The 17,463-nt window shown below is 67.4% G+C and carries 24 protein-coding genes; 14 read left to right on the forward strand and 10 right to left on the reverse strand.

The genetic code is table 11. The annotated features are described in order from the left end of the window. Positions 1-487: 487 nt before the first annotated feature. The gene (locus QUE79_RS23385; protein ID WP_286346892.1) at positions 488-811 is read right to left on the reverse strand and encodes a hypothetical protein; all 324 of its coding nucleotides are present in this window, start codon (positions 809-811) and stop codon (positions 488-490) included. 211 nt (positions 812-1,022) lie between these two features. Between QUE79_RS23385 and QUE79_RS23390 the strand changes: the two genes are divergently transcribed. The 4 genes from QUE79_RS23390 (at position 1,023) to QUE79_RS23405 (ending at position 2,896) form a co-directional block, all read left to right on the forward strand. Beyond that, complete coding sequence (locus QUE79_RS23390; RefSeq protein ID WP_286346893.1) at positions 1,023-1,328, forward strand: DUF3263 domain-containing protein; 306 nt, start codon at positions 1,023-1,025, stop codon at positions 1,326-1,328. A 157-nt stretch (positions 1,329-1,485) separates the two neighbouring features. After that, entirely contained in the window at positions 1,486-1,935 is a 450-nt protein-coding gene (locus tag QUE79_RS23395; RefSeq protein ID WP_286346894.1) for a prepilin-type N-terminal cleavage/methylation domain-containing protein, read from the forward strand. Between the two features lie 228 nt (positions 1,936-2,163). Further along, a complete protein-coding gene (locus QUE79_RS23400) occupies positions 2,164-2,592 on the forward strand; it encodes a prepilin-type N-terminal cleavage/methylation domain-containing protein (RefSeq protein ID WP_286346895.1) in 429 nt (142 codons plus the stop codon). Positions 2,593-2,704: 112 nt separating this feature from the next. Further along, positions 2,705-2,896 (forward strand): hypothetical protein, encoded by a 192-nt coding sequence (locus QUE79_RS23405; protein ID WP_286346896.1) that lies wholly within the window; start codon positions 2,705-2,707, stop codon positions 2,894-2,896. Positions 2,897-2,953: 57 nt separating this feature from the next. On the opposite strand, the gene QUE79_RS23410 is transcribed toward QUE79_RS23405, so the two are convergent. From QUE79_RS23410 to QUE79_RS23440, 7 genes are all read right to left on the reverse strand, one after another. Next, positions 2,954-3,436: a hypothetical protein gene (locus tag QUE79_RS23410; protein WP_286346897.1), complete on the reverse strand. Its 483-nt coding sequence runs from the start codon at positions 3,434-3,436 to the stop codon at positions 2,954-2,956. Beyond that, positions 3,370-4,557, reverse strand: a complete 1,188-nt coding sequence (locus tag QUE79_RS23415) for a hypothetical protein (RefSeq protein WP_286346898.1) — start codon at positions 4,555-4,557, stop codon at positions 3,370-3,372. The genes QUE79_RS23410 and QUE79_RS23415 overlap by 67 nt, the downstream gene beginning before the upstream one ends. Position 4,558: 1 nt before the next feature. Next, positions 4,559-4,873, reverse strand: coding sequence for a hypothetical protein (locus QUE79_RS23420; RefSeq protein ID WP_286346899.1), 315 nt, complete (start codon positions 4,871-4,873; stop codon positions 4,559-4,561). Between the two features lie 86 nt (positions 4,874-4,959). Continuing rightward, positions 4,960-6,528, reverse strand: coding sequence for a hypothetical protein (locus QUE79_RS23425; protein WP_286346900.1), 1,569 nt, complete (start codon positions 6,526-6,528; stop codon positions 4,960-4,962). A 47-nt stretch (positions 6,529-6,575) separates the two neighbouring features. Continuing rightward, on the reverse strand, positions 6,576-6,893 hold the full coding sequence (locus QUE79_RS23430; RefSeq protein ID WP_286346901.1) for a hypothetical protein: 318 nt from the start codon (positions 6,891-6,893) through the stop codon (positions 6,576-6,578). Positions 6,894-7,038: 145 nt separating this feature from the next. Continuing rightward, positions 7,039-8,499, reverse strand: coding sequence for a hypothetical protein (locus tag QUE79_RS23435; protein ID WP_286346902.1), 1,461 nt, complete (start codon positions 8,497-8,499; stop codon positions 7,039-7,041). Beyond that, positions 8,499-8,822, reverse strand: coding sequence for a hypothetical protein (locus QUE79_RS23440; protein WP_286346903.1), 324 nt, complete (start codon positions 8,820-8,822; stop codon positions 8,499-8,501). Before QUE79_RS23440 ends, QUE79_RS23435 begins: the two co-directional genes overlap by 1 nt. Positions 8,823-8,978: 156 nt before the next feature. Here QUE79_RS23440 and QUE79_RS23445 point away from each other — a divergent pair, with 156 nt between their 5' ends. The 5 genes from QUE79_RS23445 to QUE79_RS23465 all read left to right on the forward strand — a co-directional run bounded on the left by QUE79_RS23445 (position 8,979) and on the right by QUE79_RS23465 (position 12,619). Continuing rightward, entirely contained in the window at positions 8,979-10,085 is a 1,107-nt protein-coding gene (locus tag QUE79_RS23445; RefSeq protein WP_286346904.1) for a DUF8359 domain-containing protein, read from the forward strand. An 86-nt stretch (positions 10,086-10,171) separates the two neighbouring features. Continuing rightward, positions 10,172-10,639: a hypothetical protein gene (locus QUE79_RS23450; protein WP_286346905.1), complete on the forward strand. Its 468-nt coding sequence runs from the start codon at positions 10,172-10,174 to the stop codon at positions 10,637-10,639. Positions 10,640-10,641: 2 nt separating this feature from the next. Next, entirely contained in the window at positions 10,642-11,217 is a 576-nt protein-coding gene (locus QUE79_RS23455; RefSeq protein ID WP_286346906.1) for a hypothetical protein, read from the forward strand. Positions 11,218-11,343: 126 nt separating this feature from the next. Continuing rightward, positions 11,344-12,123 carry a hypothetical protein gene (locus tag QUE79_RS23460; RefSeq protein ID WP_286346907.1) on the forward strand — a complete coding sequence of 260 codons (780 nt, stop codon included), beginning with the start codon at positions 11,344-11,346 and terminating at the stop codon, positions 12,121-12,123. 64 nt (positions 12,124-12,187) lie between these two features. Continuing rightward, positions 12,188-12,619 carry a hypothetical protein gene (locus tag QUE79_RS23465; RefSeq protein WP_286346908.1) on the forward strand — a complete coding sequence of 144 codons (432 nt, stop codon included), beginning with the start codon at positions 12,188-12,190 and terminating at the stop codon, positions 12,617-12,619. On the opposite strand, the gene QUE79_RS23470 is transcribed toward QUE79_RS23465, so the two are convergent. After that, complete coding sequence (locus QUE79_RS23470; protein WP_286346909.1) at positions 12,620-13,030, reverse strand: hypothetical protein; 411 nt, start codon at positions 13,028-13,030, stop codon at positions 12,620-12,622. It lies immediately after the preceding gene. 571 nt (positions 13,031-13,601) lie between these two features. Here QUE79_RS23470 and QUE79_RS23475 point away from each other — a divergent pair. The 5 genes from QUE79_RS23475 (at position 13,602) to QUE79_RS23495 (ending at position 16,721) form a co-directional block, all read left to right on the forward strand. Beyond that, positions 13,602-13,871, forward strand: coding sequence for a hypothetical protein (locus tag QUE79_RS23475; protein WP_286346910.1), 270 nt, complete (start codon positions 13,602-13,604; stop codon positions 13,869-13,871). Further along, positions 13,871-14,353 carry an NfeD C-terminal domain-containing protein gene (locus QUE79_RS23480; RefSeq protein WP_286346911.1) on the forward strand — a complete coding sequence of 161 codons (483 nt, stop codon included), beginning with the start codon at positions 13,871-13,873 and terminating at the stop codon, positions 14,351-14,353. The genes QUE79_RS23475 and QUE79_RS23480 overlap by 1 nt, the downstream gene beginning before the upstream one ends. A 37-nt stretch (positions 14,354-14,390) precedes the next feature. Beyond that, entirely contained in the window at positions 14,391-15,878 is a 1,488-nt protein-coding gene (locus QUE79_RS23485) for a flotillin family protein (RefSeq protein ID WP_286346912.1), read from the forward strand. Positions 15,879-16,129: 251 nt separating this feature from the next. Beyond that, the gene (locus QUE79_RS23490) at positions 16,130-16,477 is read left to right on the forward strand and encodes a hypothetical protein (protein ID WP_286346913.1); all 348 of its coding nucleotides are present in this window, start codon (positions 16,130-16,132) and stop codon (positions 16,475-16,477) included. Position 16,478: 1 nt separating this feature from the next. Beyond that, the gene (locus QUE79_RS23495; RefSeq protein ID WP_286346914.1) at positions 16,479-16,721 is read left to right on the forward strand and encodes a hypothetical protein; all 243 of its coding nucleotides are present in this window, start codon (positions 16,479-16,481) and stop codon (positions 16,719-16,721) included. A 91-nt stretch (positions 16,722-16,812) separates the two neighbouring features. On the opposite strand, the gene QUE79_RS23500 is transcribed toward QUE79_RS23495, so the two are convergent. Next, positions 16,813-17,430, reverse strand: coding sequence for a DUF6927 domain-containing protein (locus QUE79_RS23500; protein ID WP_286346915.1), 618 nt, complete (start codon positions 17,428-17,430; stop codon positions 16,813-16,815). Positions 17,431-17,463 lie beyond the last annotated feature (33 nt).

Here is a 17,463-nt window from a genome sequence, read left to right on the forward strand (position 1 = left end):
GAGGCCGATTTGCGCGTGGATGAGCGCGAGGTTGCCTTGACTGCCGGGCTGGCAGCCTTCGCCTCGGGGGCCTTGCTCGACGCCGCGCGAGCCCTAGGCGACTTCGGGGCCATCGTGGCGGGCGTTGCCGCGGCGGTCTTGCGTGTCGCTGGCTTGGTCGGCGGTGTCGGAGCACTCACCACGGGCACCGCGGCGGTACGGGGGCGTCGCGTCACAGGCGCAGGCGAGGGGGTCGCTGGTGTCTTGGGTTTCGTGCCCTTGCTCCGGGTTGGGCTTGCCTTGGCGACAGCGGGCTTGGCGGGGGGCGGAACGGGGAATGACCGCGGCTTGGCGACTCGTGAGGGGGCGGGCGCGGGACGAACCCAGTCCTCAGGCCGCTCCTGCGGGAGCTTGGCATGGCAGGAGCACGGGCACCGATCGATGGATTCGAAGAAGACGGGGCAGCCCACGTGGCCAGTCATGCACCAGCCCGAGACGACGGTGGCCATCAGCGCTTCCTGTCGTGGATCGGGACGGCGCCGTAGAACGGCACGAGGTCGGCGATGTTGTCGCCGAGGATGGCGTAGGCACCACCGTTCTCGTATCCGGATGCGTCCAGCTCGGGGCAGACGATCGGCCGTCCAATTTCGTCGCGGGTGAGGTAGACGGCAGGGGCTTCAGGCGTCTCAGCGAAGTATTCGGGCACTCCCCTGCCGACGAGCGTGAGCCGCGATCGTCCGGCTGAGATGCCGCCGAATGAGTAGTCGAACTCGGGGTCGCGGACGATGCCGATCTGGATACCGACGCGTGGCTGGATGGGCTGCTCGATCATGCTGGCGCTCCTCCTGCAAGCGGTACTCGCCGACCTGGATTATCTCCAGGCGATGTCTGACGTTGCGCTTAGTGTAGCAGTTGCAGTGTTCTGGACTGTTGACAAAACGCCATGTACTGTAGAAGGACGAGGGTCGCGCCTCGCCTGCGCTCGGGGTCGAATGTTCGACCCCGGCGGGCCAGATCGGGGCGCCGAGAAGATGGAGACGTGCATGCGTGAAGAGTCACTGCGGCCGAAGTTCTACGCCGGAGAACGCACGGAGGCGACGCCCATGAACATCCTCGCGTTCGAGGAGCGGTGGGCTACGAACCTCGACGCGCGCCGAGCCGTGTGGCGCCGCAACGCGATCATCGCGGAGTTTCGGATGAACCCGACGCGCTTCCAGCAGCTCTCGCTCAACGCGCTCGACGACCCCGAGGCCTCTGCCGCGTACCCGCACGTCGTCGCGGCCATCCGTAAGCGCCTGGCGGCTGCCAGTGCGCTCCGGACTGCGAAGACGTTCCGCCGAGCGAGCTAACCGGGGGACGTTTTTTGAAAAAGGGGTCAGATTTTTGGATTGACCCCTAAACGAGGGGGCTCTGGGGGTCCCGTACCGCTTCGTACGGTCGAAGACGAGACATCGAGCAGGTAGATACCGGCTCTCCACCAGCCCCCAGAAGAAAGCATCAACCGCCATGCGCGCACGCTTCCGTTCCATCTCCACCCGCCGCAAGATCGAGGACTCCGGCTTCTCGTTCATCGAGCTTCTCGCCTACATGGCGATCGCGGCGCTGCTCATCCTCGCGGCGATCCCGCAGTTCAACCAGTACCGCGAGAAGGCCGCGATCTCGAACCTCCAGTCGGACGCCCGCAACGTGGCCACGACCATCGAGGCCGACTACACCACGTCGCTCGCCTACCCGTCGACCATCGCCGCTCCCGCCGCCCAGGTCCTGACCATCGGCGCGGGCTCGACCCAGAAGCTCACCTTCTCGGACGAGGCCATCACGTACAGCACCAACGGCACCGACTACGCCTTCAAGCTCACGGCTACGTCGCACACCAGCACCGAGGTCGTCTACAGCTCGAAGGACGGCGGCCTCCAGCCCGTCGGCACGGCGTACACCGCTCTCGTCGCTGGCTGATTCACCTCGCCAGCCAGAACGGGCGGAAAGCTTCGGCTTTCCGCCCGTTCTGCGTTTCTGGGGCTCGGACTTTTGAAAAAGGGGTCAGTTTTCGATTTCTACCCCAGAACGAGGGGGCACGGGGGGCACCGTAGCGATTCGTAGTCTCGGTGACGAGAGAGAAAGAGCAGGTGAGAGACAGCCCGAAGACCCCCACCAAAAACCCACCACACAGAAAGCACTACGCACATGCGCGCACGCTTCCGCTCCATCTCCACCCGCCGCAAGACCGAGGACAACGGCTTCTCGTTCATCGAGCTGCTGGCCTACATGGCCATCGCCGCCCTGCTGATCCTCGCCGCCATCCCGCAGTTCAACCAGTACCGCGAGAAGGCCGCGATCTCGAACCTCCAGTCGGACGCGCGCAACCTCGCGACGACCATCGAGGCCGACTACACCACGTCGCTGACCTACCCGGCGACCGGCGACTTCGGCACCACGACCACCCCCGGCACCGCGACGGTGAACACCGGTTCGGTCCAGAAGCTCAGCTTCACCGACGAGAAGGTCGCCTACGTCAAGACGACCGGCGCGGACGCGTACACGTTCACGCTCTCGACCGGCAAGACGACCACGACCGTCAAGTGGGACTCGGCCAACGGTGGCCTCCAGCGCTAGGTCCAACTCGCCAGCCTGAAGGGGCGGGGAACTTCGGTTCCCCGCCCCTTCTTGGCGTCTGGATAGTCGCAACTGCTACACTAAGCATTCGCCTATCCTGAGGGAGCTGACCATGGCCGCCGTTCGACTTGTGATCCATGTCGTGTTCGCGCTTGCACTCCTCGGAGCGGGCGCGTACATCGCCTATCTGGACCCGGCGCACTTCTACGTCGGCATCCTCCTCCTAGGCGGATCGGCCATGGTGATCTTCCACGCGATCGCGACCACGGAGCGCCTTCGAGATGCTGAGCCCGACCGTTCGTAGAGCAGCACGACGAAGCCCCCGAGCCCATTGGGCGCCGGGGGCTTCGTGCTGCCCTGACTAGGCCTTGCGGCCCGCCGAAGCGAGGATGCCGAGGATGAAGCTGCGGCACTCGTCGTCGCGGTTGTAGCGTCCGGCGCCGACGAAGCCGCCCTGCGTCCCCGTGAAGAGCGACTCCATGCCGACGCTGAGGATTTCGGTGCCCGGGTCGCTCTTGTCGGCCCTGCCGTAGGAGTAGTCGCGGCCCATGTAGGCGTCCGGGAAGCTGTCTGCGTAGCCGATCTCGCGGCTGGTGCCGCCGCTCACGTTGACGGGCTTCTCGCGGGTCCCGTCGGCGAGCGTGGTGCGCCGCACGATGAACTTCTGCTCCATCTCGTGAATGCCGGGGACGGTGTACTGGAACCGGTGAGCCAGCTCGTGCGTGGCGACGCGCTGATGGTCGCCGACGCCGGAGACGGTCGCCTTGTCGACGTTGGTCAGAATCTCCGGGACCCGCTCGGAGTCGAGCGTCTGGAGCCGGGTCTTCGGGCGCCGGTAGTACATGTCTCCACGCTCCGTCGTGTACGTCTCCCATCCCCGACCCTTCGGCACCGGGGTGTTCTCGTCCCACTTCGTCTTCGTCTCGTACCGCTTGTTGATCCAGCGCACGCGCCCTCGGGCACGCCATCCTGGTTCGGGTCGCGCGTGTACTCGTAGTGGGCGTCGTTCGAGAGGGTCTTATCCTCGTCGGCCCGCGCGAGGACGGGGTAGCTGACCGGCATCTGCTTCCGGGTGCGCTCGACGTGCCCGTGGCTGTAGTGGGCGCGTGCGGTGGCGATCTTGGCGAGCGGTGCCGCCTGGCTGTTGGAGGCGTCGATCCAGTCGCTCGGGTAGACCTGGGCGGCCTCGTTGAAGACCTTGTTGGCCTTGGGCGCGGTCTTGTCGTGGAAGGCGAGGGAGCCGCCGAGCTGCCGGACTTCGGCGAGGGCGGTGGTGTAGCCGTCGCGGAGTTTGGCGAGCTTCTGGCCCGACTCTCCGGTGGTGCCGTTCTGGGCCGCCTGGAGCTGTACGCGAGCGTCCTTGTACTCGGCGCTGCGGATGGCGGCGTTGTACTGGTCGACGACCTCGTTGCGCCTGGCGTTGGCTTCGATCTTCTCGGTGAGGGTGGAGCGGCCCGACTTCACGATGCTGTGCAGCTCGTCCATCTCTTTCTTGAGGGAGTCGAGCTTCAGGCGCCCGCGCACGCCTGCTGCGGCCAGCTCGGCGTTGAGGCGGTCGGCCATGGTGTCGCCGCTGATGTCGTCGGCGGTGAGGCCTGCGTGCATCTCGGCGCGCGCGGTGAGTGCGTCGCCGAGGGCGATGACGGCGCGGTCTTCGCTGCCGTACTTGGCGATGAGGGCTTTGCCGCGGTCGCTGTGGCGGGTCTCGGGCGAGTAGAGGTCGCTGACGCCGTCGGCCAGCTCGCGCACTTCGGCGATCGTCGGGATGACGGGGCCCGCGGGCACCTCTTCGACCGTCGTCGCGTCGGTCAGCCCGCCCTTGACGCCGGAGCGCGCCTTGGTGGGCTTCCGGGTGGCTCCGGCGGCCTTGTTGGCGGCGTAGGCGCTGCGGTCGCGGGCGGAGCGGAGTTCCCCGAGGGATGAGGGGCAGCGGCGGGGGTTGGCGTCGGTGCAGGCGCGGCACATGTCAGGCGCTCCAGAGTTCGGGCTCGTCGAGCGAGGCTTGGTGGTCGAGGATGTCGAAGATGTCGTCGGGCGCCTGGATGAGGATGGTGCGGCCTGGGCTGTACGCGTAGAGGGCCGCGAGGGCGCCGGTGGTGCTGTCGGAGTCCGCCTGGATGGGGATGCCCATCACGTCGACTTCGAGGCTGAAGATGGAGGCGTTGCGCGCCATCTCGACGATCTCTTCGTCGCCGGAGAAGATGCCGTCGCACCAGGCGGCTCCGCGGCCGTCGATGCTGACGGAGATGAGTTCGCCGGAGAGTTTCACTGGTCTGGCCATACGACCAGTCTTGAGGGTTTCTGTGTCCCCGACGGGGGTGACTTCGTGGCGGCGAGGCCCGTTTTCAAACGGTCTGGGCCCGGCGGCTACACGGCGCTCTTGGGTCGCCCACCGGTGGCGAAGAGGCCGAGGATGAAGCCGCGCATCTCGTCGTCGCGCTGATAGCGACCGCGGCCGATGAGGCCGCCGTACGAGCCAGAGAAGAGCGACTCGGAGCCGGTGGCGAGCAGCTCGGTGAAGTTGGCGGCGCCGTAGTCACGGCCCATGCACTTCTCGACGAAGCTGTCCGCCCAGCCCATCTCGGCGGGGCGGCCGCCGGAGACGTTGACCTGCTTGTGTCGGCGCCCGTCGGCGTGGGTGGTGCGGCGCTCCAGGAACGCCTTCTCCATCCGGGCGACGGCGGGGACGGCGTGCTGCATGCGGTGGCTCAGCTCGTGGATGGCGGCCCGACTGTAGGTGCCTTTGGTGAGGTTGCCGCCGTCGGGGTTCGCGAGGATTTCGGGGCCGCCGATGACGTCTTGCTCGACGGTCTTGGTGTGCTCGCGGCGCCAGTTCTGTCGCCCTCGGCGGTCCTTGAACTCTTCCCACTCCTTGCCGCGGGGCTTCTTGACGGTTCCGTTGACCTCGGGTGCGGTCTCGAAGGTCGTGTGGACCCACATGACGCGGCCGTCGGGCTCGTCCATCACGCGGCGGTAGAGGGTGTTGTCGTTGTTCCAGACGGTCATGTCCTGGTCGGCGTCGGCGTGCACGATCGTGTGGTCCGCGATCTTCGTCTTCGTCTTCCCCTTGATGCTGTTGGGCGTGTAGTGCGCCCGGCCCGCGATGAGTCTCGCTTCCATCGGGGCGAGGCGCGAGGAGGCGTCGACCCAGTCGGAGGGGAAGTACTGGACGCCGTCGGCGAAGACGGCGCGGGCCTCATTGTTCGTGTCTGCGGAGAACGTCAGCTCCCCGCCCATGGGGCGCAGGTCGCGGAGCACGGTCTGGTACGCCTCCGCGAGGGCGCGGGACTTCTCCCCCGTCTCGCCGAGGAGGTCATTCTCGCGGAGCTTCTGAGCCTCCTGGATGGCGGCGTACTCCTCGGTGGCGTAGAACTCCCGCACCTTCCCGACGACCTCGCTGATCTGCGCCTGGGCCGCCTTGAACTCCTCGGGGGTGGTCTCCTTGCGGAACATGCCCGCTTCGATCTCGGCGCGGCGGTTCTCCAGCTCGGTGATGCCGTACTTCTCCTTGGCGGCGAGGGCTTGGGCCTTCAGCAGCGCCTCTTGGTCTTCGCCGAGCCATTCGATCTCGTCGGCGCTGGTTCCGGCGATCGCCTCGGCGCGCTTGGCCACCAGGTCGCCGACGTGGACGATGGCGAGGTCCTTGCTGCCGTACTCCTCGACGAGGGCGGCGAACTCGGCGGGGTGGTCGTCCGGGTTGCCGTAGAGCACCTGCACCCGATCGATGGCGGCGCTGATCTCATCGACGGTCGGGGTGCCCTCGGGCAGGGGTGCGATCTGGGTCTGCGCGGTGACGTCGGCCGCCGCGGCGGCGCCGAGCCCGCCCTTCACGCCTGCGCGGGAGCGTGGCTTCGAGGCGGGCTTGGCCGGTGTGGCCGTGGCGGCCTTCTTGGCGTTGTAGCTGGCCCGGTCGCGGGCGGCGCGTGCCTCGCCCATGGAGGACGGGCACCGGCGGGGGTTGGCGTCATCGCATCCTCGGCACATCAGGCAGCGCTCCAGGTCTCAGGCGCGTCAGAGGCCGCGCGCTCGGCGAGGAGCGCCCCGAACTCGGGCGTGGACTCAACGACGATGGTGCGCCCCGGCAGGTGCGCGTGGAGGGCGATGAGGGCACCGAGGGCGTCTTCCCCGTGGGCCTCGAACTTGAGCCCGTTGATGGGGACGGCGGCGCGGTAGGTGGCGGCGAGGCGGGCGTCTTCGATGATCTCGGCGTCGCCCGACCAGAATCCGTCGCACCAGGCGGCGCCGCGGCCGTCGACGGAAACGCTGACGAGGTCGCGGGTGCGCGTTGCAGGGCGAGCCATGCCGGTCCCTCCTATTTCTTGCTCGGGCGGTGGGCGGAGGCCATGACGCCGAGGATGAAGGCGCGCATGTCGTCGTCGCGGTGGAAGCGGCCGCCACCGACGAGGCCGCCCTCTTCTCCGGCGAACAGCGACTCGGCACCGGTGCTCAGGACCTCGGTGGAGGCGCGCCCGTAGTCGCGGCCGGTGTAGGCGAGGGGGAAGCTGTCGGCCCAGCCGGACTCGCCCTTCTTGCCACCGGAGACGTTGACCTTGGCCTCCTGGGTGCCGTCGGCGAGGGTGGTGCGGCGGTGCCGCCATTCGTGTTCGAGCGTGGAGATGCCGGGGACGGTTGACTGGAAGCGGTGGCCGAGTTCGTGGGTGGCGACACGGGTGGTGGTGTCGCCGTCGAGGAAGCCGGAGTGGTCCTCGTTGGTGGTGATCTCGGGGATGCGCTCGGAGGCGACGGTCTCCATGCGGTACTTGGGGCGGCGCCAGACCTGGCGCTCGGGGATGCTGGATTCGTGCTCGACCCAGCCGCTGCCGCGGGGTTGGTGCCCCAGGACCCGGATTTGGTGTGCACGTCGTAGTCCTTGCGAATCCACGCGCGATCGCCGTAGCCATCTTTCTCAGGGTGGGGGATGTACTCGCGGTACACGCCGTTGTCCTCGCTGAGGTCGACGTCGGCGGAGGCGAAGTAGAGCGTCTCGACGGGCTTGCGCTTCTTGGTCGTCTGCGTGGCGCCTTCGAAGTAGTGTGCGCGGCTCTTGACGATCTTCGCGATGGCGGGCGGGCGGCTGTTGGAGGCGTCGATCCAGTCGCTCGGGTAGAACTGCGCGGCGACGTTGAAGGAGGCGGCCGCCTTCTTGGTGCTGCGCTCGTGGAAGGCCATGTCGCCGCCCATGGGCCGCACTTCGGCAAGGGTCTTCTGGTAGCCGTCGGCGAGGGAGCGCAGCTTGTCGCCGACGGGGCCCTTGCGGTAGTTCTGGGCTTGGTTCTGGAGTTCCTTGAGTTCGAGGTACTGGGGGTCCTTCCATGCGGCATCGCGGACGCGCGCCAGCTCCCAGTACTTCGCGGTTAGCTCGGCGGCTCGGGTCTCGTCGCCTGCGCGGCGCGCTTCTTCGAGGGCGGCGTGATTGCGGGCGATCTCGACGCGCGTCTCATCGATGCGGAGGCGCTTGGTCATCTCGGGCGTCTCGGTCTTGATGCGCTCGATGTTGGCCTGCTGGAGCGCTTCGACCTCGTCGGCGGTGACGCCCGCGTGCATCTCGGCGCGTTCAGCAATGGCGGTGCCGAGCGCGACGACGGCGCCTTCACGGGAGCCGTACTTCTCGATCATGGCGAAGTAGGCCTCGGGGTCCGACTCCGGGACGCCGACGGAGCCCTGGTAGGCGTGTTGCACCTCGGCGATCATCGCGTTCAGCTCTTCGACGGTGGGCGGCTGCTTGACCGCGGGGGCGTCCAGTCCGCCCTTGACGTCGTGGCCTGCGGTGGGGCCGTGCTTGCGGCGGGGCTTCGTGAGCCCGGCGGCCTTCTTGGCGGCGTACGCACTGCGGTCGCGTGCGGAGCGCAGCGGCCCGGACGAGGAGGGGCAGCGGCGGGGGTTGGCGTCGTCACAGGCACGGCACATTAGGCGCTCCAGAGGTCGAGGTCTTCGGGGGTGTCGCTCTCGTCCTCTTCGTCGAGGAGGGCGCGAATTCGCTCGGGGGCTTCGATGAGGATCGTGCGGCCCGGGCTGAAGGCGTAGAGGGCGGCGAGGGCGCCGAACATGTCGACGTTGTCGGCGACCATGGGGATGCCCATGACGTCGATCTCCGTGTTGAAGAGGATGCAGCGGCGCGCGTACTCGATGATCTCGGGGTCTCCCGAGAACTCACCGTCGCACCACGCAGCGCCCTTGCCGTCGACGGACACGGAGATGAGTCGTGCCGAGAGTTTCGCTGGTCTTCCCATGCCTCCAGTCTTCGGACTTTCCGTGTCCCTTCGGGGGTCATTTGGTTTCGACGAGGCCGGTTTTCAATACAGCACACGAGCGAGTGTGACGAATGTCAGTGGCTACCAGTACTGTAAGAATCAATCGGGCGGAGGGGCCGCCTGCGAGAGGAAACCATGAAGCTCAACGTCACCTTCGACTGGAACCAGACGAACGTCATCCCCCCGCGCTGCCGCAACCCGCGCACCGTCGCGCACGAAGGCCTCACTCTGGAGGTCGACTTCCGCAGCGTCACCGGCGCCGAGGCGCCCGTCGCGATCCGCTACACGAACGCCTGGGACAAGACCTTCGAGCTGCGCTGGTTCGAAGGTCAGCTCTGGGTTCGCCACCTGCCGAACTCCGGCCAGACCGACGACACGATCCTCGGGTCCGCCTCGTTCCCACTGGAGCCGCGGTTCACCGGATGGTCGAGCATCGTCCCGCGCACCGACGAGCTGCCCGCGGCTGAGGCCGCCATTCAGGCGCACTTCGATCAGTACATCGCCATCGACAGCGTCATCTACCAGCGCGGCAATGAGCCGAAGTACAACATCGACCACAACCCGCGATACGGCGCCCCGGCGTACATCCACCTCGCCGAGAACGGTCGTCGCGTCGAAGGGCGCAACTACAGCGCCCTCGACTACGACCTCGCCTCGGCGGACCTCCAATCCATCCTGGAGAATCGGCCGACGATGGACACGAACGCCGACACGGGAAAGGTGATCGACGTCCTGATCCCCGAGGCAGTCCAGTTCGTTACCGACAGCTACGAGGCGGTCGTCGGCGAGGTGGGTATGGCGCACATCCTCGCGGCCGTCGTCGAAGCCCAAGGGCACGAGGCGGATGAGGAGACCCCCGTGCTGGCCTCGCAGGCGCTGGAGGCGATGATCGAACTCCGCGGCTGGGCTGCGACGTACGAAACGCTCTGCCGCTGGCACCAAGACGCGTCGGAGGTGGAGCGGCACGTCAGCGCGGGCCTCTTCCACGCTGGCATCGCGACCAGCAACCCGACCATCGTCCGCACCGTCTACGTCTTCGAGGTCCTTCACCGCGCGGACGAGCAGCCGCAGGACATCGCCTCCGCCGTGAGAGCTGCCGACGACGGCCACGCTGTCGGTCAGACTCTGAGCGAGGTGACGGCAGGTCTCGCCGACGCGCTGGTGCCCTCGGCCCTCCGGCGCCTCGGCAACGATGGCGACTTCTTCGCCATCGACCTCGACGCAGAGGCATACGCAGACTGACGAACTGCCGCTACGCGCAACCTGCTATACTAACCGGAAGCGCGTAGCGGCATCCGCCGACGGCGCACGACAGCACGAAGGACATCATGAGCACGCCGACGATCGACACCTCGATCCCCCGCGACAACCGCGCCCTCAAGGCGACCACCGACCTGATCCAGGCTGGCGGCGGCGCGCTCGTGGCAGAACCCGGCTCCGACGTGCCGAAGGTCGTCGTCGCGGCCGCCGGTGCCCTCGCTCGCCTCAACGACACCGGCCTCGTCATCGTGGCGGCTCCTGCCCAGCAGAAGCTCGCCCTCGACCTCGTGGGCGACGAGGGCGTGCGCGGCGCTGTCGTGACAACCCCGCGGGGCATCCAGGACGACCCCGAGGACATCGAGGGCGCCACGGTCGCGATCCTCGCGGACCTCCCGGGCGTCAGCTCGCCTTCGGGCGCAGTCCTCCGCCCGATCTTCGAGCGCGCCGAGTACGTCGTGTACGTCTCCACGGAGCGCAACGACGGCCTGCTCGCCTCGATCGTGACTCGCGACGACCTCGCCAGCGTGTCGCTCTGAGCATGACTCCGCTCGCCGTCCACGCCTTCGACTTCCCGCTCATCCAGGGATTCGATTACGGCCTCTTCCTCCTGGTTCTCGGCGTCGGCGGACTCCTCGGAATCGGCGGCTTCATCTTCACGCTCTCGCGCATCAACATGCAGTCGGAGCGGCCGGTGTTGGAATCGGTCGGCGCGACCGCGGCGTTCGTGGCCTGGCTCGGGTTGGCCGTCTTCTACGCACACCTCGGCCCGCAGATGCAGCTCGACGCCCGCGTGGCGGCGGCCCGCGTCGATGTCGAGAAGCAGCTCGACGCGTGGACCGGCGATGACCAGTACCTTGCCCAGTTCGGGCAGCAGGGCCTCACGCACGACGAGGTCGAGAAGCTCGTCGCAGGCATGGACCTCACCCACCGGCCAACTCGCGAAGGCGAGGCCGTCGGTCACGTGATGCGGGCTGGGCAGGCCAGCGACTACAACCTGCTGATCCTCCACTGGGAGTCCGGCAATGGTTACTACATCAGCGCCGATGAGGCCGCGAGCCCGGCGGCTGCCGAGAAGGTGCTCGCCGCTCTCGGCTCGGCGTCTCGGGCGTCGTAGCTCTGGGTCACCCCCGTTTTGGCGTTTGCCATTCCTATGCTGATCTGATTGGTTTGTAAGCACCCCTCAGGTGCGCCTATTCGCGTTCGTGCATCCTGAGTTCCCTCACGCTTCCCGGAGGTTCGCTTGCCTGCGAACAGAATCACTGAAGCTCTGCGCCTGACCGAGGCGCTTGAGCCGCGCGTCCAGGACCTCCGCACGGTCCTGGGGATCGGTGACGTCACGCAGGAGGGTGCCGCCATCACAGGCCTCGCCCTCATCACCGAGATCAAGGCGACTCTCCAGGGTGTCGAAGATGAGCTGACGCTCGCCGCCTCCGGCGATACGGCCATCCCGATCACCGTGTACGCGGAGGCGGCTGGGGTGACGCCGAACGGCTTCCGGCGTCGCATCGCGCGCCTGGAGGTCTCCGGAGATGACGCGCCGAGCTACGCCGTCGGCATCGTGAACAGGAAGACCATCAGGACGAGCCCTGGCGCGCACCTGCACGTCCGGCAGCGCTTCGGGGTCCAAGACGGGGCCGCCCTGGCCGTGACCCTCGACTCACTCCGCGAGCAGGCGGACATCGTGCACGACCTCGACGCGCAGGACGTCGGCGGCGAAGCAGATGCCGAGCGCGTCGTCGGCACCATCGCCGCGTCCATCGACTCCCTTCGTGTACTGGTCGTCATCGACGGCGTGGATGAGCCCGCCATCGAGCGCTTCATCGGGGCGCTGGAGGCCGACGCCTCCTGGGTCAACGTGACGCTGGTGTGGATCGACCGCCGTCCCGAGTCGGAGGGCACTGCCGTCACCACGGAGGCCGCCCTCGGCCACGTCCTGACGATCGCGGACGACGGAGAGTCGATGATCCTCGGCGGGTTGAACGGTCCCGGCGTGGAGATTCGTCCCGCGACCGACTTGTGACAAACGGACCGAGCGTGTACTGTAAGACCTAACGGAGCCGAGGGACGGCTCACGAGAGGGAACCATGGACTACATCAAGCTCGCAGGCGCACTGGTCCTGCTCATCCCCGTCTGCATGCTCTTCACGTGGCCGACGTGGCTCATCGGGCTCTTCCGAGGTCGCTCGATGAAGCCCCGCTTCAAGGCCTCGTGGGCCGTCGCGGGCCGAGTCCGCCGATACGCGTTCTGGTACATCCCGGGCGTGCTCGGGATGATGCTCGCGGGCTTCGGGCTCAGCCACCCCAGCATGTCGAAGCTCGGCATCATGCTGACGCTGATCGCCATCCCCATGTTCGCGCTCTCGCAGTACTGCGCGTTCTGGCACGCGTACCTCATCGGCGACAAGCGCTACCGGAAGGTGGCAGCAGAAAGCGCCGCCCGCGTGGCCGCCGAGCACAAGGCTTGGGAGGACCGACGCGAGGCGGCGCTCGTCGAGGCAGAGCCCGACTGGGTCTAGCTAGGCGCCGGTGGCGACCGAGGGCATCGTGGCGATGGTCTCGGCGTCCGGCCAGTTCGGCTTGTTGCCGATCTCGACCTTGCGCGACACCTTGATGCCGACTCGCTTCTCCAGCGTCGCGAGGGCATACTCGGCGTCGTCGTAGGCACCCTGGGCATCGGCGGGCATCTGCTCAGCCGAGCCGTCGTAGGCCATGATCAGCGTGAGGGCGTGGTCGACCTTCTCGACCACGGACTCGATCGCCTCGATGCTGCCGTTCATCTCCTGGATCATCGCGAGGTCGCCGCGGGCGGCCTGGAGACCAGAGATGGTGTCGTCGAAGTCGCGCAGACCCTCGAAGGGCTGGCGCAGGAACTCCATGACGGCCGCCGTGTGGCGAGCCAGCGATCGTGCGGGATACATGAGCGTCATGCAGTACACCTTACTTTGTTTTGCTGTCTAACGGGTAACTATAGTTATTCGCGTGTCGGTCATTCACGGAAACTCGAAAGGTTCTTCGAAGGCGAGCGGGTCGGGGATGGGAGAACCTCTGCGACCGGTTCGCGCGGCCTGACCGAACTAGGCCCGAAAAGGACCAACGCCCCGAGGCGGCGATCGCTTCGGAGCGTTGGGTGGAGCGGGGGCGGTCCTTCGGACCCTGGTGACCGCTTGCGGCGCCACTTCGGCGTCTGAGGCGATCCCACTCGACGCGTTCTGGGTTGGACCAGGTGGCGTAGCCGGGAACCTTCTTGGCACCGCCCTTGCGGGCGCGACTCTTTCCCATCGTCATCTCCTCTCGGGTGTCGTGATGAACAGTGGACGCGCCTTACAGTACATATGCATATGCGCTTCGTCAAGAACGCTACCGTCGTCCATCCAGATGACGAATGACCCTCACATGGTGTACTGTAGAGATGCCCGAAGGTCTAGGGCCCGATAGGGCTCCTCGACCACAGCCGCAGCACCCGTGCTCGCGCATCTCCGAGACGGAGTCACACCCCGCATGATCCTCAAGCACGCCGAGTCCATCGACGGCTCCACCCTCGTCCGCGACACAGAGCGCTCCAAGTGGCAGGTCATCACTGCCGACGGGGCACGCACCGTCAAGCTCGGAGAGGCGGTCACCATCGCCGCCGACTGGCGTCACGACGGCGGCACCGTCACCGCGGGCCTCATGGGCGCCAACCGCTTCGACACGGCCTACGAGGCCGAGCGCCTTCGCCGACTCAAGGCCGCTCGATCGCTCGCTGCCCAGGATGCGAAGGCCGCCTGATGCTGCCGTTCATCATTGTCGGCGGCGTCGGCCTCGGTCTGCTCCTCGTGAGCATCATCATCGGCGACATCCTGGACATCTTCGACATCGGCGAGGGGCTCGTGTCCGGCGTGGCTCTCGGCACGGCCATGTCGATCTTCGGCCTCGCCGGAGTCATCACGGACGCCAACGGCCTCCCGCAGTGGGCCACCTGGGTCATCGCGATCGCTGGAGCCGCCCTGACTGTGGTGATCGTGCAGGCCTTCGTCCGCAGCGTCACGAAGCGCGAGTCGGGCGGCTACCACTCCCCCGTCGGATTCACCGGGAGGGCGATGAGCCCCATCGAGCCGACCTTCGGCGAGGTCACCCTCGACGACGTCCGCGAACTGGCCCGGCGCCAGGCGTACAGCGACACCCCGATCCCTCGCGGCGCACGCATCCGTGTCGTCAGCGAGTCGGGCCACCGGGTGCTCGTCGAGCCGATCGACGACCCCCAGGCCTGACCACCCCAAGACCATCCCCTAACGAGAGGAAGCCCGCATGGACTTCACTTCCGGCACCATGACCGTGATCACCGTCGTGGTCGCAGTCATCATCATCGTGGCGCTGCTCGCCTTCGTGGCCAGCCGTGTCCGCCGCGTCCCGCCGAACACCGCGCTCATCGTCGTCGGTCGCGATGGCGGGAAGGACGGCTCCAGCGTCGAGAGCCCGCAGAAGGTCATCATCGGCGGCCGCACATTCGTCTGGCCCATCCTCCAGGAAGGCTTCATGCTCAGCCTTGAGCAGCGGCAGACCGGCGTGGAAGTCCAGGCGCCGGACTCCAACTACATCAAGACGGGCGTCAAGGCGACGGTGAACTTCAAGGTCACCGGCACCGAGGATGGCGTCCGCAAGGCGGCCCAGCGCTACCTCAAGCAGCAGGAGCAGCTTCCGACCATCGTCCAGCAGTCCCTCGAAGGCTCCCTGCGCGGCCTCATCGGCCAGAAGAAGGTCGACGACCTCGTCAAGGACTTCGCCGGGCTGGCCGCCAAGGCCATCGGCGAGACCAAGGACGAGCTGGCCGAGCTGGGCCTCCAGATCGAGACGCTGAACATCCGCGACATCGAGACGCCAGGCTCGACCTACCTCCAAGACCGCGGCCGCGCCGAGGCTGCCACCGCGCGCCAGCTCGCCGAGGTCAGCGAGGCCGAGGCCGACCGCATCGCCGCCTTGGCGAAGATCGAGAACGAGCAGCTCACCAACGAGCGTCAGCTCGAACTCGACCTCCGCAAGGCTTCGATCAAGGCCGAGACCGACACCGCCCAGGCGAAGGCCGCGGCCGCTGGTGAGCTGGCTCGCGCCGAGCAGGAGGCTCTCGTGGCCGAGCAGGAGCGCATCGCGACTGCCGCTCAGGCAGAGGTCGCGGAGCAGAAGCTCAACATCGAGGTCCGCAAGCCCGCCGAGGCCGACGCTTACGCCCAGGTCCAGAAGGCGAACGCTGACCGCGACTCGAAGAACGCGGAGGTCGAGGCTCAGGTCTTCCAGCGCACCAAGACGGCCGAGGCCGCCAAGGTCGCCGCCGAGAACGAGGCCGCGTCGGTCGAGGCTGCTGGTAAGGCCGCTGCCGAGGTCGTGCGCGTCCGGGGTGTCGCCGACGGTGACGCCATCAAGGCCAAGGGTCTCGCCCAGGCGGAGGTCACGCAGAAGCTCGCCGAGGCGCAGAACAAGCTCGACCAGAGCGGTCTGGCCGCCTTGGTCGTCGAGAAGCTGCCCGAGATGGCTCAGGCGTTCGCGTCGTCGTACGCGGGCATCGACAACTTCACGGTCATCAGCCCCGACGGCGCATCGGCCGTCACCAAGGAGGTCGCGTCGAACATGGCTGGCCTGCCCGAGATGGTGAAGGCGACGACGGGTCTCGACCTCACGGCGCTCATCACCGGCGCCGTGACGGGCCAGGCTGCGGGCGCCGCGGCGGCCCGCCAGGCCCCGGCCCGCCCGGTGGCCGCGAAGGCCCCCAAGGCCTCGTCGCAGGACGGCTCGGCCAACTAGCACGACACGAACGAACGCCCCCTCCCAGCCGGAGGGGGCGTTCGTCGTTGCGGCCCGATCTCGCCATTGAGAAGACGGGCTTCTTCTCTCGACCCGGAGCGTAGCGCGATCCCTGCGATCGCGCATCTATCGGTGCCGCAATCGCTACACTAATCGGCTCTCTGAAAGTTGAGGTCAGCTACTTGTGACGCGAGAAGTAAACGTGTACTGTAGACGTTAGACATCCGAGGGACGGATGGCGAGAGGAATCCATGAGCACCAGCACCGCCGTCACGGGAAGCCCCACGGGCACCGACGCTCCGAGCAAGAGCAACGTCCTTCCCTTCCCGGTGCGCCCCTCGCTGCACCGCCCCGCCGAGCCCGAGTACGTCGTCGAGCGGGAGGCCGAGTACTCGGTCGAGCAGCTCGCGAACGAACCTGCCATCGAGGCTGCCGACGCTAAGGACGTCGCCGAGATCACGGCGCCGCGCATCGCGCGCACGCGCCTGGTCATCACCGACCGTGGCGTCATGGTGCTCACAGTCATCGGCACCATCGTCGGCGCAACCGTGATCAGCAAGGCCGCCTGGTTCCTCTACTTCCTCCACTTCGGCGGCTGACATGCTCAGCGAGGGCGCGATCGTCAGTCTGAAAGGCGACCCGGAGCCGGGTCGCCGCTACCAGATTGTCGGCCGCGCCCCGGAGCGCGGGGCCTGGTGGGCGTTGCCCCTGGATCGCCGCCCCGTGTCGAAGAAGCTCCAGCGCCGCTCAACCACGCCGAACACGGCTTGGCTCCTGGCGCTTCACGTTGAGCGCGACTTCTCGCTGGCGACTCTGCCGCCCGAGCTGGACCTCGGCATCTGACAAGACTCCCCTGGTGACGGGCCTCACGCCGTCACCAGGGGTGTTTTTCGTCGTGAGTCAACCAGGGTGCGTGCCCCAGGGCCAGGTGGGCCTAGAAGAGGGTCGACGCGGTCTCGGCGGCGGCCATGTCGTCGACCGTGACGAGGCCGAGGAGGTCAGGCTGGGCAGCGACCGCGACGATCGTGTACTCGCGCTCTCGCCAGTCGTCGATGCGGACGGTGCGTCCGTCGTCGAGGCTGTGCATCTCGCCGTGCCCAACGACCTCGAAGGTCCCTCGCCGGACGCCGTCGCTGAACTTGTGGGGCTCGGTGAGCGCGATGGTGTCGCCGACGGTGGCGACGGGGCGATGCGCGAATGCCGTGGCGCGCTCCCGCCAGATGTTGGCCGCGAGGTCCTCGGTGGGGGTGAGTCGATCGAGCATAGCGATCGTCGTGTAGATCGGCGCCGGATTGAGGGTCTCGTGCTCGACCTTCCAGCCGAACTCGCTGCGGGTCCACTCCTTGGACACCACGACGGCCGAGACCGAGCCCACGTCTTCGTGGGAGCCGGACAGTGCCTCGCGCGCGACGTAGAAGGCGCGCTTGGTGGAGTAGGTGTCGAGCAGCCGGAAAGCGCCATCCTCGGTGAGGTCTTCGTGGTTCGTGAAGAACTCCGCGTCGGAGATGCCCGCGGGTCGTCCCCGTCCGATCGGTGTGGCGTTCCAGGTCATGTGTCTACAGTACATGCAAAACGAGACAAGTGG

This window comes from Frondihabitans sucicola, assembly GCF_030296615.1.
Classification (GTDB): Bacteria; Actinomycetota; Actinomycetes; order Actinomycetales; family Microbacteriaceae; genus Frondihabitans; species Frondihabitans sucicola.

Excerpts from the sequence above, each read along its gene's own strand:
- QUE79_RS23385 (WP_286346892.1), bottom strand. The coding sequence starts at position 811 with ATGATCGAGCAGCCCATCCAGCCACGCGTCGGTATCCAGATCGGCATC.
- QUE79_RS23390 (WP_286346893.1), top strand. The coding sequence starts at position 1,023 with ATGCGTGAAGAGTCACTGCGGCCGAAGTTCTACGCCGGAGAACGCACG.
- QUE79_RS23395 (WP_286346894.1), top strand. The coding sequence starts at position 1,486 with ATGCGCGCACGCTTCCGTTCCATCTCCACCCGCCGCAAGATCGAGGAC.
- QUE79_RS23400 (WP_286346895.1), top strand. The coding sequence starts at position 2,164 with ATGCGCGCACGCTTCCGCTCCATCTCCACCCGCCGCAAGACCGAGGAC.
- QUE79_RS23405 (WP_286346896.1), top strand. The coding sequence starts at position 2,705 with ATGGCCGCCGTTCGACTTGTGATCCATGTCGTGTTCGCGCTTGCACTC.
- QUE79_RS23410 (WP_286346897.1), bottom strand. The coding sequence starts at position 3,436 with ATGTACTACCGGCGCCCGAAGACCCGGCTCCAGACGCTCGACTCCGAG.
- QUE79_RS23415 (WP_286346898.1), bottom strand. The coding sequence starts at position 4,557 with ATGTGCCGCGCCTGCACCGACGCCAACCCCCGCCGCTGCCCCTCATCC.
- QUE79_RS23420 (WP_286346899.1), bottom strand. The coding sequence starts at position 4,873 with ATGGCCAGACCAGTGAAACTCTCCGGCGAACTCATCTCCGTCAGCATC.
- QUE79_RS23425 (WP_286346900.1), bottom strand. The coding sequence starts at position 6,528 with ATGGGCGAGGCACGCGCCGCCCGCGACCGGGCCAGCTACAACGCCAAG.
- QUE79_RS23430 (WP_286346901.1), bottom strand. The coding sequence starts at position 6,893 with ATGGCTCGCCCTGCAACGCGCACCCGCGACCTCGTCAGCGTTTCCGTC.
- QUE79_RS23435 (WP_286346902.1), bottom strand. The coding sequence starts at position 8,499 with ATGTGCCGTGCCTGTGACGACGCCAACCCCCGCCGCTGCCCCTCCTCG.
- QUE79_RS23440 (WP_286346903.1), bottom strand. The coding sequence starts at position 8,822 with ATGGGAAGACCAGCGAAACTCTCGGCACGACTCATCTCCGTGTCCGTC.
- QUE79_RS23445 (WP_286346904.1), top strand. The coding sequence starts at position 8,979 with ATGAAGCTCAACGTCACCTTCGACTGGAACCAGACGAACGTCATCCCC.
- QUE79_RS23450 (WP_286346905.1), top strand. The coding sequence starts at position 10,172 with ATGAGCACGCCGACGATCGACACCTCGATCCCCCGCGACAACCGCGCC.
- QUE79_RS23455 (WP_286346906.1), top strand. The coding sequence starts at position 10,642 with ATGACTCCGCTCGCCGTCCACGCCTTCGACTTCCCGCTCATCCAGGGA.
- QUE79_RS23465 (WP_286346908.1), top strand. The coding sequence starts at position 12,188 with ATGGACTACATCAAGCTCGCAGGCGCACTGGTCCTGCTCATCCCCGTC.
- QUE79_RS23470 (WP_286346909.1), bottom strand. The coding sequence starts at position 13,030 with ATGACGCTCATGTATCCCGCACGATCGCTGGCTCGCCACACGGCGGCC.
- QUE79_RS23475 (WP_286346910.1), top strand. The coding sequence starts at position 13,602 with ATGATCCTCAAGCACGCCGAGTCCATCGACGGCTCCACCCTCGTCCGC.
- QUE79_RS23480 (WP_286346911.1), top strand. The coding sequence starts at position 13,871 with ATGCTGCCGTTCATCATTGTCGGCGGCGTCGGCCTCGGTCTGCTCCTC.
- QUE79_RS23485 (WP_286346912.1), top strand. The coding sequence starts at position 14,391 with ATGGACTTCACTTCCGGCACCATGACCGTGATCACCGTCGTGGTCGCA.
- QUE79_RS23490 (WP_286346913.1), top strand. The coding sequence starts at position 16,130 with ATGAGCACCAGCACCGCCGTCACGGGAAGCCCCACGGGCACCGACGCT.
- QUE79_RS23495 (WP_286346914.1), top strand. The coding sequence starts at position 16,479 with ATGCTCAGCGAGGGCGCGATCGTCAGTCTGAAAGGCGACCCGGAGCCG.
- QUE79_RS23500 (WP_286346915.1), bottom strand. The coding sequence starts at position 17,430 with ATGACCTGGAACGCCACACCGATCGGACGGGGACGACCCGCGGGCATC.